Genomic DNA, 15,363 nt, shown 5'->3' with positions numbered 1-15,363 from the left:
CCCGGAATTCCGATTGGACCGGAAGTGGGCGCCGAGCCCGGATTCTGTTCAGGAGCCCGCGTGAGCATGCAGCCGCGAGTTTGGACCGGCATCGCCGCCCCCGTCGCCGCCGTCAGCGTCCTCCTCCTGGTGGTCGCCGTCGGCACCGCGTGGTACGTCCGCGACATGCAGGCCACCACGGCCGGCATGCTCGGCGAGAATGTCACCAGCATGCGCGCCGCGCAGGAACTGGAGCTGAGCGCCCGTGACCTGCGCAGCCAGGGCGTGCGCTACCTCCTGACCGGCGAGCCGAAGATGCTGGAGCCGATCCCCCGGCTGCGGGATCGGACCATGGACGCGCTCGCCGAGGCCGAACGGCTCGCCACCACGCCGCCCGAGCAGGCGCTTATGCGGAAGACGCGGGCCGGGCTCCACGCGTTCTTCACCGAGTACGACCGGATGACCAACGGCCGGCCCGACCTGGCCGACTACGCCAAGACGCTAGAGTTGGTGGACACCGTGCTGGCGAACGAGGTGATCGAGCCGACCCGCGAGTACCTGCGGCTGAACGAGGGCGGGCTGACCCGCGCGAACGCCGAGAACGAGCGGACCGCGGCCCAGCTCACGACCGGACTCATCGTACTCGGCCTGTGCGGGTCGGTCGGCGGGCTGCTCGGCGGGTGGGTGATCGCGGCCGGCCTGCGGCGCGCCATGATGCGCACCGAGGAGCGGCTGCGCACCACCGCCCGCCAGCTCGACGAGGCCGCCCGCACCGCCGAGGACAACGCCCACCGCGCCGGCCGGTCGGCCGACGCCCTCGACGACGTGGCCCGCAGCGCGACGGCCGTGCTGGACCGGCTCCGGCAGACCGAGCGCGACGCCCTCCGCGCCGAGCAACTGGCGTGGGCCGGGCGGATGGCCGCCGGCATCGCCCACGAAGTCCGCAACCCGCTGATGGCGATCAAGCTGCTGATCCAGGCTCTCGCCGACGGCCGCACCGACAACCGCCTCCGCCCGCGGGACATGGAGGTGCTGGAGGAGGAGATCATTCGACTCGAACAGGCCGTCGGCTCGTTCCTCGACTTCGCCCGCCCGCCGCGGCCGGACAAGAAGCCGGTCGAGGTCGGCCCGCTGGTCGAACAGGTCGCCGACCGCGTCCGCGGCCGGGCGGCGCTCCAGCGGGTGGCCGTGGAGGTGAGCACGCCGCGCCGCCCGGTCGTCGCCGAGCTCGACCCGGGCCAGCTACAGCAGGTGCTATACAACCTCCTGTTCAACGCCCTGGACGCGCAGCCGACCGGCGGCCGGATCGCGGTCACGGTCGTGGGCGAGGACGACCGCGTGGTGCTCCGGGTGGAGGACGAGGGCCCGGGGCTGCCGGCCCGGGTGCGCGACCGCCTGTTCGAGGCGTTCGTGAGCACGAAGGACGCCGGCATGGGCCTCGGCCTGTCGATCTGCCGGCGGATCGTGGAGACGCACGGCGGCGAGATCGCCGCGGCCGACCGCCCGGGCGGCGGGACGGTCTTCACCGTGCGGCTCCCGGCGAGTGCGGGCCGGCGCGCGTCGGGTGTCCCCGCCACCGCCGCATCGTGAGGTGCCCATGCCCCGGCTGCTGCTGGTGGACGACGAGCCGAACGTCCTCTACACCCTCGAACTCGGCCTCGCCGGCGACGGGCTCGAACTCCTCACCGCCCGCACCGTCCGCGACGCGATCGGGCTGGTGCGCTCCGCCGCCCCCGACGCGATGGTGCTCGACCTGCGCCTCCCCGACGGCTCGGGGCTCGACGTGTTCGACGCCGCGCGGGCGATCGACCCGCACCTCCCCGTCGTCGTCATCACCGCCCACGGCACCACCGACACCGCCATCGAGGCGATGAAGCGCGGGGCGTTCGAGTACCTCCTCAAGCCGGTGGACCTGCACCAGCTCCAGGAGGTCGTCGGCCGGGCGCTCGCCGCCCGGCGGATGCGGGCCGTGCCCGCCGTCCCCGACCGCGACGACGCCGACCCCGACGCCGACGTGATCGTCGGCCGCGGCCCGGCGATGCAGGAGGTGTTCAAGGCCATCGGCCGCATCACCGCGAAGGACGTGAACGTCCTCATCACCGGCGAGAGCGGCACCGGCAAGGAGCTGGTGGCCCGCGCGGTGTACCAGCACAGCCGCCGCGCCGACCGGCCGTTCCTGGCGATCAACTGCGCGGCCATCCCCGAGGCGCTGCTGGAGAGCGAGCTGTTCGGCCACGAGAAGGGCGCCTTCACCGGCGCCGACCGGCAGCGCGTCGGCCGGTTCGAGCAGGCCGACGGCGGCACCATCTTCCTCGACGAGGTCGGCGACATGGCCCCGGCGGCGCAGGCGAAGGTGCTGCGCCTCCTCCAGCAGCAGCAGTTCGAGCGCGTCGGGTCGGGCGAGACGCGGACGGTGGACGTGCGGGTGATCGCCGCGACGAACCGCAACCTGGAGGCGATGGCCGCGGCCGGCGCGTTCCGCGAGGACCTGTTGTACCGGCTCAACGGGTTCACCATCCACCTGCCGCCGCTGCGCGACCGGCGCGAGGACGTGCCGCTGCTGGCCGAGCGGTTCCTGCGGGCGGCGAACCGGAAGCTCGGCAAGGCGGTGCGCGGGTTCGCCCCCGAGGCGCTGCGGCTGGTCGAGGGGTACGGCTGGCCGGGGAACGTGCGCGAGCTACAGAGTGCCGTGCGGTACGCGGTGGTGCAGGCCACGGGCGAGGCCGTCACGCCGGACTGCCTGCCGCGGTCGGTCCGCGGCGCCGGCCCCGAGCCGGCGACGGTCGCCGACCCGGGCCTCGACGTCACCGGACTGACGCGCGAGCTCCTGGCCCGCGGGGAGGAGAACGTCTACGAGAAGGTGATCCGGGCGGTGGACCGCGCCGTGCTGGGCGTGGTGCTGGGCCACGCCGACGGGAACCAGGTGGCGGCGAGCCACCTCCTCGGCATCTCGCGGACGACGCTGCGCGCCAAGCTCCAGGCGCTCAAGCTGGTGATCGAGAAGCACGTCCGCCCCGACGGCCCGACGGACGGCTGAGGTCGGGCGCAACCTCCGGCCGGAGGTTGCGCCCGAACACGCCTCAGTCCAGCGGCAGGGTCTCGCCGCCGTCGCGGCTGGCCGCGGCCGAGTAGTTCGCCGGGGCGACCGAGTCACGCAGGAAGCGCGTCGAGCCGTCGCCCAGGAGGAAGTTCCCCCCGCCCGTGTGCTGGCTGCCGAACGTCGCGGCGCTCTGCGTGTTGCTCAGCGCCGTCCGCCACATGTTCAGCGGGAACGTCGTCCCCTCGGCCAGCTTCATCGCCCCCTGCCGGTAGAACCCGTTGCAGCTGCTGACCGACGAGGTGCCCGCGTTCCGCCCGGCCCACCCTGGGAAGTTCGCGTCCGCCGTATTCGACAGGGAGACGTTCTGGCTCACCGTCACCTCGCCCACGGCCAGGGTGTTGCTCAGCCCGTCCGTCACGTCGGCGAAGCCCACCACCCACGTCGCCAGGTTGTCGTTGGCGTACAGGAGTAGTCCGTTCTGGACCCGGCCCTTCGCGCTGGCGCAGCCGTTCCACGTGGCCGAGCCGAACCGCGCCCGGTTCCCCGCGTTCCCCGCGTAGTTCGACTTCGCCGCGCCGCGGCTGCTCTGCTCGGGGAGGATGTCGCTCGGGCAGACGTAGGGCGGAATCACCCGCTGCGCCGCGTTGCTCCCCCACGTCCCCTGGACCGTCGGCCGCGAGCCCCACGCGCTGTCCACGTTGCCGCCGTTCAGGCCGCCGGGGTTGGGCGGCAGCCACATGCCACTGGCCAGCAGCGCCTGGAACGCCGGCTGCTGCTCCATCAACGGCAGGATGTGGACCCGCCAGCACCAGCTCTCGGCGTCGTCGTCGTGCATCCCGACCGGGAACCGGCCGAACAGGTCGTGGTAGGCGTGGAGGCCGATGCCGATCTGCTTCAGATTGTTCTGGCACTTGGCGCGGGCCGCGGCCTCGCGCACCTTCTGCACGGCCGGCAGGAGAAGGCCGATCAGAATCGCGATGATGGCGATTACCACCAGCAGTTCGATGAGCGTGAACGCGCGACGACTGGGACGTGGAGACATGGAGCGGGCTCCGGTACAGGGTCGGTACGGACCGCGGACGCCTACGCCGACACTCGGTCGGCGTACGAAGATGGGGAAGTGCACGGCACCGCTATCCTCACCGGATGAGTGAGCGCCCTGCGTGTCCGTAGAAATGGGGATCGATTGCGAGTCTGCCCCCGAGTGGCCCAACGTCAGCAATGGTCACGCCGTCGAGCCGGAAGCGTACAAAGCGGCAGAACCATGCCTCCGATTGCCAGCAACTCAAGTGACTGCGGGGAAAGAAATTATGAATTTATTAAGCCCACACTTGGATTCACATTTTTCTCTCATCGCCCATGATTGATCCACTTTCTGGCCATACTTCGTGGATAGTTTTCGTGCGCGAAGCACAGAAATTGACCATCTTTACGACGCATCGCATCGCGCCGGGCGGCGAATCGGAGCTTCAGACGTACTCCTTCCTCGACGGGTGACCGAGACCTGTGCAAGGGCCGGGCCGCGGGCGCGGCGGGCCTGAACCCAGGCGCAGGGTGGAGTACGACATCCCCTGGGCGCGGTCCCGAGGTCCGGAGTGATGCCGGACCGGCCCAACACTTGATGGAAGCCCCCTTATCACGTCGTGTCGCTCGACGAACCGACTGCCGCCGGCCGACCCGGGACGAGTAGTAGCCCTGACTCGTACTTCCCTCCTCCCCGTCTCCCGTCCGGAAACCCGCTGGCGTCAGCCACCGTGGTCCGACACAATTGGGGGGTTGGGCTCGCGCCTTCCCACCACCCCGGGGACGCCCATGACCCGCCCGTCCCGTCGCCAGTTGCTACGCGTCGGCGGCCTGTCCGCGCTCGGCCTCGGGCTGCCCGCCCTGCTCCAGGCGCGATCCCCCGCGGCGCCCGCCGGCCGCACCCCGGAGCGCTCCTGCATCTTCGTCGTGCAGTACGGCGGGTGCAGCCACATCGACAGCTTCGACCCGAAGCCCGACGCCCCCGCCGAGACGCGCGGCCCGTACCGCGCCGTGCCGACGCGCGTGCCCGGGGTGCGGCTCGCCGAGTTGCTGCCGCGGCTGGCCGACCGGGCCGACCGGTTCCTGCTGGTGCGGTCGATGACGCACCGCGACCCCGGCCACGACGGCGGCATGCACGTCGCCATGACCGGCCACTCGAACCCGACCGCGGACACGCCGTATCTCGGCAGCGTGGTGGCGCGGGTGCGGCCGGCGGTGCGGAACGTGCCGTCCTACGTGTGGCTGCAGAACCTCGCCGGCGACGTGCAGCCGCGCTACCTCGGCGGCGGCTTCCTCGGCCCCGCCTACGGCCCGCTGCGCGTCGGCACCGACCTCGACAACCCGGCCGCGCCCGGCTTCCGCGTCCGCGCCCTCGACCCCGCCGCCGACGTGCCGCACGCCCGCATGACGGTTCGGAACGAACTGCTGAACCGGCTCGACCCGCGGCCCACGTCGGCCGGCCCGGAGGCCGCGCTTCGCGGCTTCCAGGAGCGCGCCGCCGACCTGCTGACCGGCCCCGACACCCGCCGCGCGTTCGACCTGAATCTGGAACCGGTCGGCGTCCGCGACCGCTACGGCCCGCACCCGCTGGGCCAGAACCTGCTGACGGCGCGGCGGCTGGTCGAGGCCGGGGTGCGGCTCGTGAGCGTGACGGCGTGGGCGGGGACGCCGCGGGGCGAGGCGTTCAAGAACGTGCAGACGTGGGACATGCACGGCGAGGGCGCCGGCCTCGGCAGCATGTTCGGCACCGGCGCGTACGGCCTCGGCTGGGCGCTGCCGAACCTCGACCAGGCGGTGTCGGCGCTGCTGGACGACCTGGCGATCCGGGGCCTGCTGGAGAGCACGCTGGTGGTGGTGGTCGGCGAGTTCGGCCGCGCCCCGCGCGTCGACCGCGCCGGCCGCGACCACTGGCCGGCGTGCTACTCGGCGCTCGTGGCCGGCGGCGGCGTCCGGGGCGGCCGCGTGTACGGCGCCTCGGACCGGGCCGGCGGCTACGTCAAGGACGATCCGGTGTCGCCGGAGCGGTTCGCGGCGACGGTGCTGCACGCGCTGGGGGTGCCGCCGGAGACGCGGCTGGGGGCCGACCGGTTCACCCGCCCGGCGAGCACCGGCGAGCCGATCCTGGACTGGTTCGCGTGACCCGGCGCGGTGCACGCCACGACCGACGCGTTCGAGGAGTGACGATGGAGGACGAGGCCGAGCCCGACGACCGCCCGCGACGTCGCCGGCGCCGCCCGCCGCCGGACGACTTCGACACCAACGAGTTGCTCGTCCCCGCTGGAAGCACCTACGCCATCATCGCCCTGTACGTCGGGCTCATCGGCCTGTGCCTGCCGCTCGTCGGCATCGTGTTCGCCCTGCCGGCGTTCGTGTGCGGGGTCGTCGCGGTCCGGCGGTGGAAGAAGGCCGACTCCTACGGCGGCGTCACGAGCAACATCCGGGCGGTGCTCGGCCTCGTTATCAGCGGCGGCGCCGTGCTCCTCTGGGGCACCGTCGCGGTGATGATCGCCTTGAAGCAATAGGGCGCCCGCTCAGCGCGGGGCGTACTTGTCGGCGAACCGGTTGCGGAACACGCCCGCCGGGTCGTGCCGCTGCCGGCACGCGAAGAACGCGGCCGCCCCGGGGTACGCCGCCGCGAACTGCGCCGGCGTCGGGTGCGGCCGGTACGGCAGGTAGTACCGCCCGCCCGCGGCCAGCGCCGCGTCCACCAGTTCCCGCGTCGCCGCCGCGTCGCGCTCGTCCGAGGCCGGGTCGCGGCCCTGGTTGAACAGCATCACCAGCGCCACCAGGTCGCGGTCGGCGTAGCGCAGCGCCGTGTCGGTGTCCTCGCTCACCGTCCGCACGGTCACGTTCATCAGGTCGGCGCCGTGCCGCGGGATCACCTCCCGCGCCGCGGCCAGGAACGTCTCCAGCCGGTCCGGCGGCACGAAGTACTCGTGCAGGATGTCGGTGCGGTCGGCGTTCCGCTCCTGGTACACCTCGGCCCCCTCGTTCAGCAGCTGGTTCCGCGAGAAGAACGCGCCCGCCAGCCGCTCGGCGACGGCCGTCTCGGCGCGCCAGCGGACGGCCTTGCCGGCGTCGCTGCCGATCTGGGCGCGGAACACCTGCCGCCGCAGGCCGGCGAACCCGGCGGCGTTTAGCACGGGAATCTCGGCCCGGCCGCACGGCGCCCGCCGCCACGCCGTCAGCACCGCCTTCCGCAGGAAGTCGTCGCCCGGCACCACGCACAGCCGGCCCTGCACCATCCCCGCGTCGGTCGCCACCACCCGCAGCCGCTCGACGTAGCGGTCGGTGGCAACAACCTCAGAGGCCGGCGTGTAGCGCTCGTTCGGCACCACGCGCAACTCGGCGTCGAGGATTACGCCGAACAGCCCGTAGCCGCCGAGGGCGTGGCGGAACAGTTCGGCGTTCTCGGTGCGGCTGCACCGGTGGACGGTACCGTCCGCGGTCATGAGGCGGAACGACTCGACGGTCGACGCGATCGGCGGCTTGTCGTGCTGCCAACCGTGGCAGTTCACGCTGAGCGAGCCGCCGACGGAGAAGTCGTTGTTCGACTGCATGACGGCGACCGACAGGCCGTGCGCGTCGAGGAACGGTATCACCTCGGACCAGCGGGCGCCGGCCCCGGCGCGGAGGACGTTGCGCCCCGCGTCCAGTTCCAGCCGCTTGAACGGGAGCATGTCCACCACGACGCCGTCGGCGGCGATGGTGTGCCCGCCCATGCTGTGCCGCGCGCCGGCGATCGACACGTGGAGTTTCTGCTCGTGCGCCCGGCGGAGCAGGTCGCGGAGCTGGGCCTCGGCGGCGGCGGGGTCGGCCGGCACCGGCCACACCTCGGCGACGGCGGTGCGGTTCATCCGGCTCGCGTCGTCGGCGAAGCCCGGCGGCACCGCTTCCGTGACGGGCTTGTCACGGACCCACGCGCCCACCCAGAGGAAGGCCGGCTGCGCGCAACAGCCGACGGCCGCGACGGCGGCGAGGAGCAGCGCCCAACGGACGGCGCGGCGGACGCGGGAGCGGGGGGCGGGGGACATGGTCGGATGATGACCGAAGTGCGGCGGCGCGGCAAGGGGAGCCGTTCCGCGCGTGCGCCGCTCGATCTCGACGAGCCGGTTCGGGCACTGACCGCGCGAGCCGCGGTCACCGCCGGTACACCCGGCCGACGGCCAGCCCGGTCGGGTCGCGGTACTCCCACACCACCTCGCGCTCCGGCGTCACCTCGACGGCCCGGCCGGCGTTCACCGACGCGATCAGCGTGTTCCCGTTGACCAGCCGCTGGACCGACGTCGGGTTCGGCGTGTCGAACTTCCACCCGGCCTTGCCGTCCGCCGGGTCGTACTCCACCACCTTGTCCTGGTGGCAGGCCAGCAGCTTCCCCGCCGGGGTCACGTCGATGCCGACCATCACGGTGTTGAAGAACCGCGGCAACGTCTGCGGCGTCCCCACCTGCTTCAGGTTCTCGTCGAGCCGGAACAGGTTCGGGCCGATGGTGCTGGTCAGGTACACCACCTCGCCGTTCGGCAGCCGGGCGCCGGTCACGATGTCGTACGCCATCCCGCCCGGCTGGTTCGGCGGGGGCGGGCGGGTGAACGACTTCACCACGCTCGTCGGCGCCCCGCCGCGGCCCGGCTTCACCTCCGCCACCATCGACCGGGCCACCACCAGCCAGTTGCCGTTCGGCAGCGGCTCGGCGGTACACGGGGGCGAGTTGCCGCTGTACGTGCTCACCACCGCCCCGGTCTTCTCGCGCTCCGTCACGCGGTTGTAGTTCTGCTCCGTCAGCAGCAGCCGGCCCGACGCCAGCCAGCGGAGGTCCGTCGGCATCGTCTGCTGGTCCTGCTTCAGCCGCCAGACTTCCTTCATGTCCGGGCCGAGGGTGTACGTCGTGTACTGGCCGAACGCCGGGTTCTGCACCAGCACGTCGGTCAGCCCGAGTACGCGCGGGGTGAGGTCGGCCTTCGTCAGATCGACCCCGCCCTTCGCCCACCACGCGGCCCAGGCGTCGCGGGCCTTGCCGAGCGCCTCGGCGTCCTTGCCGAACCGGCCGCCGGGCGGGTGCTCGCCGGCCAGCCGCAGCAGCAGGTCTTCGACCTGCCACAGGCGGCCGCGCGGCAGCACCGGGATGCTGGCGATCAGGTCCGGGACGTACTCCTTGTCGCGGGTGGTGTGAACCAGCGCCCACAGCCCGCGGAACTTGGCCTCCGGGTCGGCGTCGCGGCGCACGGCGGCCTTCACGGCGTCGAGCGCGTCCGGGGCGCGAACGCCCTTGCCGCCCGGCTCGCCCTCGACGAGCGCGAGGTACGCCGCCGTGCGGCGGAGCGGCGTCGCGTCGGCCAGTGCCGCGACCAGCGCCGGGTCGGCCTTGCCGTTCTGGACCGCGAGGCCTTTCAGCGCCGCGCGGATGTCGTCGGCGACGGCGTCGGAGTCGGCCAGCGGCAGAAAGCCGAGCAGCGCCGCGGCGGCGCCGGCGGGCTTGAGCTTGGCCACGCCGCGGACGGCGGCGGCGGACACCTTCGCGTGATCGACCGTTTGCAACTTCTTGAGGACGAGCCCGGCGCGGTAGGCGATCTCGGGGTCGCCGGCCTTGTCGTCGGCGGCCTTGCGGAGGGGGCTGATGGCGAGGGGGCCGAGCTTCTCGGCGGCGGCGGCGGCGGCGAGCCGGTCCTCGAATTTGTCGGCGGCGAACCGGCGGATGATCTCGTCGATCTTCCCCTGGTCGGCCTGCGAGACGGTGCGGAGCTTGAGGTAGCCGAGCAGGCCGGGGCCGTCGGCCGGGTCGAGGCCGACCGCCTTGAGCACGTCGGCGTCGGTGGCGGCGCCGTCGGCCGGGTCGTCCGGCGGCTGGGCGACGCCGGCGGCGGCCAGGACGAGGAGGACGGCGGCGACGGGGAACCGCGGCATGACGGCCTCCGGGACGTGCTCCGACCCGGGCGCTCACCCGGGACCACGGGCCGAACGGACGGTTACTTGCGGTGCCGAATCTTGGCCCGCATGCGCCGCTTCTTCCGCCCCACCTTGCGCCGTCCGCTGCCGCGCCGCGCCCCCATGTGCCGCTCCTACTGGGTGTCCCGAGTTCGGTCCGAAGGAAGGGGCATTCTAGCCCCCCGCCCCGGCCGGGCAAGCCCCGCGGCAGCGCGTCAACCTTCGCCCTTGGCCGCCCGCCTGCCGAACAGCGAGAACTTCGCCCGCCCCTGCTCGGCCTCGCGGAACAGCACCGCCTCGCGGCGGAACTGCACCACCGCCGCCCACAGCGCCAGCCCGATGCACGCGCTCATCGACACCACGACGGCCGGGACGTGCTGCCACGGGAACGGGTCCGGCCGCACCGACAGCAGCCGCTGCTGCACGAGCAAGGCGTTGGTCACCGGCACCCAGCTCATCTGGGCGTCGAGTTCGATCCCGGGGGCCATGCTCCAGTACGCCAGCGGCAGGACCAGGAAGAACATCGGCACCATGTAGTAGTTCCCCTCCTTGGTGCTGCGGGCGAACACGCCGAGGGTGATGCACCCGGCCGCGAGTAGCAGCGCCACCGGCAGCGCCGCCACAACGCACCCCGCGAGGCCGGCCATGGACAGCAGCGGGTACGGGAACAGCACCTGCGCCACGCCGACGGCGAGGACCATCAGCATCACGTTCCAGACGGCCGTGCCGAACGCCAGCGCCGACACCGCGAGGAACTTCCCGGCCACGATCTCGGTGCGCTCCGCCGGGCTGATGAGGAGCGTCTCCATGGTGCCGCGCTCCTTCTCGCCGGCGGTCATGTCGATGGCCGGGTAGATGGCGCCGGTGAGCACCCACATCGTCAGCAGCAGCGGGATCACCTTCACGAGCACGTCGCGGAGCTCGTCGGCGAGCTTCTTGTCGACCGGCTTGTCGGACTGCGGGTCGCGCAGGTCCACGGGGGTGTCGAAGTCGGCGGGCAGGCCGGCGCGGGCGAACCGCGCCGTCTTCACGCCGGCGGCCCACTTCCGCAGCACGCCCATGACGCGGCGGACGGCGAGCTTCGAGTTCTCCTCGCCCTCGCGGCCCATGACCCGCACCACCGGCCGCTCGCCGCGCTCGAGCCGCTCGGCGAGCCCGGGTTCGACCACGACCACGACGTCGACCTCACGCGACGACAGCAGTTCGTTGAGCGCCGCGTCCGGCGCCGGGTCGAGGCGGGTGACGGTGAGGCGGCCGGCGGCGGCCTCGGGGTCGTCGGGCAGGTCGGGGGTGGCGTAGGCGTCGACGAACCGGTCGCCGGCGAACAGCGGCGGGAACGGGTGCGGCCCGGGCCGGCCGGGCTGCGGCAGGTGCTCCGCGCCGACGACGCCGACGACGAGCTGCTTCCCCTTCAGCATCGACACGAACACGATGCCGACGCCGACGAACAGGGGGTACATGAGGACGGGGAGGCCGAGGATCAGGAACATGGTGCGGCGGTCGCGGAGCTGGTCGCGGGCTTCGCGGACGGCGATGAGGCGGACGATGGCCCGGCGCATGGACGGTCTCGGGGGGGGCGACCTTCCGGGGGAGTGTACGGCGGCCGGCGCAATCGCCCACGCGCGGCCGGTTCCCCTCCGGCCCGCGACCGGGTACAGTCGGGGCATGTCCGCCGTCACCCGCCTCCTTGATGCGGCCGCGGGCGGAGACCCGGCCGCCGCCGCCGACCTGTTGCCGCTCGTCTACGACGAGCTGCGCCGGCTCGCCGCCGCCCGGCTGGCGCACGAATCGCCCGGCCAGACGCTCCAGGCCACGGCGCTGGTCCACGAGGCGTACCTGCGGCTCGTCGGCGCCGCCGACCCGGGGTGGACCGGCCGCGGCCACTTCTTCGCCGCCGCCGCCGAGGCCATGCGCCGCATTCTCGTCGATGCCGCGCGGGCGAAGCGCGCCGCCAAGCGCGGCGGCGCCTGCGTTCGTGTCACCCTCGCCGACGCGGCCGTCGCCGCGGAACTGCCGCCGGACGACCTCCTCGACCTCGACGCCGCGCTGGACGCGCTCGCGGCGGAAGACGCCGAGAAGGCGGCGCTGGTGCGGCTGCGGTTCTTCGCGGGGCTGCCCGAGGCCGAGGCAGCGGCGTGCCTGGGGCTGTCGCGGGCGACGGCGAGCCGACACTGGGCCTACGCCCGCGCCTGGCTCCACGACCGGCTCGGCGCGAACCCGTGAGGCGCGCCGCGGCCGCTTTCCGCACTGGGGGTACACCCGCCCCCGGAGGCCCGCCATGCCCGCCGACCCGAAGCTCGTCGAGTCCCTGTTCCACGCCGCCCGCGCCGACCCGTCCGCCCTCGCCGCCGCCGACCCGGCCGTGCGGGCGCGCGTCGAACAGCTCCTCGCCGCCCACGCCGAGCTCGGCAGCATCCCCGGCGCCACCGCCGGGTACTCCGCCGCCCCCGCCGACGGCCCGGCCGTCGGCACCGTCGTCGGCGGGCGGTACAGGCTGCTCGAAGTCATCGGCGAGGGCGGCATGGGGACGGTGTACATGGCCGAGCAGACCGAGCCGGTCCGCCGCCTCGTCGCGCTGAAGCTCGTGAAGGCCGGCATGGACTCGAAAGCCGTGCTGGCGCGGTTCGAGGCCGAGCGGCAGGCGCTGGCGCTCATGGACCACCCCAACATCGCCCGCGTCCTCGACGCCGGCGCCAGCGACGACGGCCGGCCGTTCTTCGTCATGGAGCTGGTGAAGGGCACGCCGATCACCGCCTTCTGCGACGAGCGGAAGCTCACCACCCGCGAGCGGCTCGAGCTGTTCGTGCCCGTCTGCCTGGCGATTCAGCACGCGCACCAGAAGGGCGTTATCCACCGCGACATCAAGCCGAGTAACGTCCTCGTCGCACTGTACGACGACCGCCCGGTGCCGAAGGTGATCGACTTCGGGGTGGCGAAGGCGGCCGGGTCGCTGCTGACGGAGGCGACGCTGCACACCGGCTTCGGCTCGGTCGTGGGCACGCCCGAGTACATGAGCCCGGAGCAGGCGAGCTTCAACAACCTGGACGTGGACACGCGGTCGGACGTGTACGCGCTCGGCGTGCTGCTGTACGAGTTGCTGACCGGCACGACCCCGGTGGACGCGGCCCGGTTCAAACAGGCGGCGTTGCTGGAGGTGCTGCGCGTCGTGCGCGAGGAGGAGCCGCCGCGGCCGAGCATGAAGTTGAGCACGGCCGAGGCCCGCGCCGCCGTCGCCGCCGCCCGCGGGACCGAACCGGGGCGGCTGGCGAAGCTGCTGCGCGGCGAACTCGACTGGGTGGTGATGCGGGCGCTGGAGAAGGACCGCGACCGCCGCTACGACTCGGCCGCGGGGCTGGCGAAGGACGTGCAGCGGCACCTCGCCGGGGAGATGGTCGAGGCCCGCGCCCCGACGCTCGGCTACCGGCTGTGGAAGTTCGCCCGCCGCCGCTGGCGGGAGCGCGCCGCGGTGGCGCTGGCGGCGGCCGTGATCGGGCCGGGGATGTACCTGGCGTACCGGACGTGGTCCGACTCGGTGGCGCGGCGGGACGCGGCCGAGTTGCACGCCTTCGAGATGGTCCGCTACGGCAACGACCACCGGGCCGAGGAGGCGCTGAAGGAGGCCGAGGCGGCCGGGGTCACGGACGCCCAAGTGCGACATTTGCGCGAAGAGTTGCGCCAGCGGCGCGACCGGCACGGCCGGCCCGAGGAGCACCTCGAGCACTGGCTGTACCCCGGCGCCGGCGTCGTGTCCACCTCGTCCGGCGGGTTCCACCTCGGCGTCTACGTGACCCCGGACCCGGCGGAGAAGGTCGCGGCCTGGTACGAGGAGCGGATCGGCACCCGGATCGCGCTGGACGGAAACTTCCACGGCGGCGGCGGCGGCCCGGACGTGTTCACCGCGACGACCAGCGACTCGTTCCGCCGGGTGACGGGGCGGGCGGGCGAGCCGGTGCGGCGTCCCGTCCGGGTGGGGATCGCCACCCGCCGCAGCGACGCGAGCGTGCTGACGCTCGTCATCAACCGGGCCGACGGCGAGGACGCGACGCACATCGTCCTGAGCTTCAGCCGGTAGGCCGGTCCGCCGCCAGCGCGCCGCCTCGCGGTGCGCCGACCACGCCGCCGCGACCGCGTCCAGCGACTCGGCCCGGTCGTGCCGTGCTTGGCGGGGCCGAGGTAGAGAACCCCGGTGCCCGGCTCGTTCAACTCGACGCCCCCCGGGCGGGGCTGCTTGACCTGTACAGGATGAGGGAGATTTGCGGCCGTCAAATTCCACCCCGTACCTCGAACGGTACGGGGGGCAGCTTCGCGGGGTTGCTCGAACCGCCGGGGCGGAAACATCCCACCGCGGGCGAACAGCCACCAGCCGAGCTCACGGCTGCGGCGGCTGCGCGGGAACAGCCCGGAGCACCGGCCGCGCCAGCTGTGCGGGGGCGACCAGCGGCGCCACGCGGAGGATCGCCGGCTTCACTTCGACGGCCGGCGCCGGGGCGGGAGTGGCGGGCGCGGCGCCGGCGGCGCTCAGGTTCTCGGACGACACCAGCACGAGCAGGTCACCGCGGAACGGTTGGAGGTGGGCGGGGTCGGGGAACCGGCCGGGGGCGACCAGCACCAGGCCGCCGGCGCGGAGGCGGCGCACGGCCTCGTCGCGGGCCACGATCCGACCGGTCAGGTCGTACGCGTCGAAGCCGACCTCGTTGAGCGGCCGCACCTGCTGGGCACCGCCGCCGTTGGGCATCGCGTACCCGACGTCGTCGAGCATCAACGGCGCCCCGTTCATGATGACCATCCGGCCGCTGGTGTAGTAGCGGACGCCGCCCGGCTGAGTGCTCACCCGCACCGTGCCGTCGGGGCCGGTCGTCAGGAGCGTGAGCCGCGGCGCCGGCGTGTTGGCGACGCCGCGCGTGCTGTTGATCGGCTGCGGCGCGGCGGCCGCCCCGGCGAGTGCCTTCGCGGCCACGACGACCGTGTTCGACCCGACCGCCTTCAGCCAGGCCCGGTCGACAGCCTTGCCGTCGGCCGAGATCAGCACCGTGACGCCGTCCTTGGCCCGGCGGAGGAGTTCCGCGGACCCGACCGGCGAGCCGTCGGCGGCCGCGACCGTGCCGCTGAGGTCGGCCAGCGACACCTGCGTGTGCTGGACCGTCTGCACGTCCACGACCTGCTGCTCGACCACCTGCTTGCCGTTGACCTGCTTGACCATCTGCCGCGTCTGCTTGACGGTGGCCGGCGTCTGGACGAGGAGGCGGAGTTGGTTGGCGTCGTCGGACTTGAGGTGGACGACCCACGGGGCGGGGCCGGCCGGGGCGGCGTGGGCGTCGGCCGGGATCGGGGCGGCGGGGGCGGTCGCGGCGGCGACCAGGAGCGTGGCGAACATCGCGAGCCTCCGGCGGGCGGGAGCA

General features: G+C 73.4%; 11 protein-coding genes. 6 read left to right on the top strand and 5 right to left on the bottom strand.

Annotation, left to right across the window (positions count from 1 at the left end):
• Positions 1 to 66: 66 nt before the first annotated feature.
• Positions 67 to 1,569 carry an ATP-binding protein gene (locus ETAA1_RS06520; RefSeq protein WP_145235376.1) on the top strand — a complete coding sequence of 501 codons (1,503 nt, stop codon included), beginning with the start codon at positions 67 to 69 and terminating at the stop codon, positions 1,567 to 1,569.
• A 7-nt stretch (positions 1,570 to 1,576) separates the two neighbouring features.
• A complete protein-coding gene (locus ETAA1_RS06515) occupies positions 1,577 to 3,016 on the top strand; it encodes a sigma-54-dependent transcriptional regulator (protein WP_145235374.1) in 1,440 nt (479 codons plus the stop codon).
• 43 nt (positions 3,017 to 3,059) lie between these two features.
• Here the strand turns inward: ETAA1_RS06515 and ETAA1_RS06510 are convergent, their stop codons facing one another.
• A complete protein-coding gene (locus ETAA1_RS06510; RefSeq protein ID WP_145244589.1) occupies positions 3,060 to 4,061 on the bottom strand; it encodes a DUF1559 domain-containing protein in 1,002 nt (333 codons plus the stop codon).
• 770 nt (positions 4,062 to 4,831) lie between these two features.
• Between ETAA1_RS06510 and ETAA1_RS06505 the strand changes: the two genes are divergently transcribed.
• Both ETAA1_RS06505 and ETAA1_RS06500 read left to right on the top strand, forming a co-directional pair.
• Complete coding sequence (locus tag ETAA1_RS06505; protein WP_145235372.1) at positions 4,832 to 6,181, top strand: DUF1501 domain-containing protein; 1,350 nt, start codon at positions 4,832 to 4,834, stop codon at positions 6,179 to 6,181.
• A gap of 44 nt (positions 6,182 to 6,225) precedes the next feature.
• Positions 6,226 to 6,564 (top strand): hypothetical protein, encoded by a 339-nt coding sequence (locus ETAA1_RS06500; RefSeq protein ID WP_145235369.1) that lies wholly within the window; start codon positions 6,226 to 6,228, stop codon positions 6,562 to 6,564.
• A gap of 9 nt (positions 6,565 to 6,573) precedes the next feature.
• Here the strand turns inward: ETAA1_RS06500 and ETAA1_RS33370 are convergent, their stop codons facing one another.
• The 3 genes from ETAA1_RS33370 to ETAA1_RS06485 all read right to left on the bottom strand — a co-directional run bounded on the left by ETAA1_RS33370 (position 6,574) and on the right by ETAA1_RS06485 (position 11,523).
• The gene (locus ETAA1_RS33370) at positions 6,574 to 8,076 is read right to left on the bottom strand and encodes an FAD-binding protein (RefSeq protein ID WP_145235367.1); all 1,503 of its coding nucleotides are present in this window, start codon (positions 8,074 to 8,076) and stop codon (positions 6,574 to 6,576) included.
• Between the two features lie 106 nt (positions 8,077 to 8,182).
• A complete protein-coding gene (locus tag ETAA1_RS06490) occupies positions 8,183 to 9,943 on the bottom strand; it encodes a HEAT repeat domain-containing protein (protein WP_145235365.1) in 1,761 nt (586 codons plus the stop codon).
• A 236-nt stretch (positions 9,944 to 10,179) separates the two neighbouring features.
• Positions 10,180 to 11,523 (bottom strand): ABC transporter permease subunit, encoded by a 1,344-nt coding sequence (locus tag ETAA1_RS06485; protein ID WP_202920699.1) that lies wholly within the window; start codon positions 11,521 to 11,523, stop codon positions 10,180 to 10,182.
• A gap of 106 nt (positions 11,524 to 11,629) precedes the next feature.
• Between ETAA1_RS06485 and ETAA1_RS06480 the strand changes: the two genes are divergently transcribed.
• Together ETAA1_RS06480 and ETAA1_RS31565 are read left to right on the top strand one after the other, a co-directional pair.
• A complete protein-coding gene (locus ETAA1_RS06480) occupies positions 11,630 to 12,187 on the top strand; it encodes an ECF-type sigma factor (RefSeq protein ID WP_145235362.1) in 558 nt (185 codons plus the stop codon).
• A 55-nt stretch (positions 12,188 to 12,242) separates the two neighbouring features.
• Entirely contained in the window at positions 12,243 to 14,036 is a 1,794-nt protein-coding gene (locus ETAA1_RS31565; protein ID WP_202920698.1) for a serine/threonine-protein kinase, read from the top strand.
• Positions 14,037 to 14,333: 297 nt separating this feature from the next.
• Here the strand turns inward: ETAA1_RS31565 and ETAA1_RS06470 are convergent, their stop codons facing one another.
• Positions 14,334 to 15,338, bottom strand: coding sequence for a hypothetical protein (locus ETAA1_RS06470; RefSeq protein WP_145235360.1), 1,005 nt, complete (start codon positions 15,336 to 15,338; stop codon positions 14,334 to 14,336).
• Between the last annotated feature and the right edge of the window lie 25 nt (positions 15,339 to 15,363).

This window comes from Urbifossiella limnaea (assembly GCF_007747215.1).
Taxonomy (GTDB): domain Bacteria; phylum Planctomycetota; class Planctomycetia; order Gemmatales; family Gemmataceae; genus Urbifossiella; species Urbifossiella limnaea.
The sequence above is the reverse complement of the archived record's forward strand: the minus strand, read 5'-3'. Positions and strand labels throughout refer to the sequence as shown.

What these genes read in the sequence shown, in the direction of transcription:
- ETAA1_RS06520 (WP_145235376.1), top strand. Translation starts at nt 67, where the DNA reads ATGCAGCCGCGAGTTTGGACCGGCATCGCCGCCCCCGTCGCCGCCGTC.
- ETAA1_RS06515 (WP_145235374.1), top strand. Translation starts at nt 1,577, where the DNA reads ATGCCCCGGCTGCTGCTGGTGGACGACGAGCCGAACGTCCTCTACACC.
- ETAA1_RS06510 (WP_145244589.1), bottom strand. Translation starts at nt 4,061, where the DNA reads ATGTCTCCACGTCCCAGTCGTCGCGCGTTCACGCTCATCGAACTGCTG.
- ETAA1_RS06505 (WP_145235372.1), top strand. Translation starts at nt 4,832, where the DNA reads ATGACCCGCCCGTCCCGTCGCCAGTTGCTACGCGTCGGCGGCCTGTCC.
- ETAA1_RS06500 (WP_145235369.1), top strand. Translation starts at nt 6,226, where the DNA reads ATGGAGGACGAGGCCGAGCCCGACGACCGCCCGCGACGTCGCCGGCGC.
- ETAA1_RS33370 (WP_145235367.1), bottom strand. Translation starts at nt 8,076, where the DNA reads ATGTCCCCCGCCCCCCGCTCCCGCGTCCGCCGCGCCGTCCGTTGGGCG.
- ETAA1_RS06490 (WP_145235365.1), bottom strand. Translation starts at nt 9,943, where the DNA reads ATGCCGCGGTTCCCCGTCGCCGCCGTCCTCCTCGTCCTGGCCGCCGCC.
- ETAA1_RS06485 (WP_202920699.1), bottom strand. Translation starts at nt 11,523, where the DNA reads ATGCGCCGGGCCATCGTCCGCCTCATCGCCGTCCGCGAAGCCCGCGAC.
- ETAA1_RS06480 (WP_145235362.1), top strand. Translation starts at nt 11,630, where the DNA reads ATGTCCGCCGTCACCCGCCTCCTTGATGCGGCCGCGGGCGGAGACCCG.
- ETAA1_RS31565 (WP_202920698.1), top strand. Translation starts at nt 12,243, where the DNA reads ATGCCCGCCGACCCGAAGCTCGTCGAGTCCCTGTTCCACGCCGCCCGC.
- ETAA1_RS06470 (WP_145235360.1), bottom strand. Translation starts at nt 15,338, where the DNA reads ATGTTCGCCACGCTCCTGGTCGCCGCCGCGACCGCCCCCGCCGCCCCG.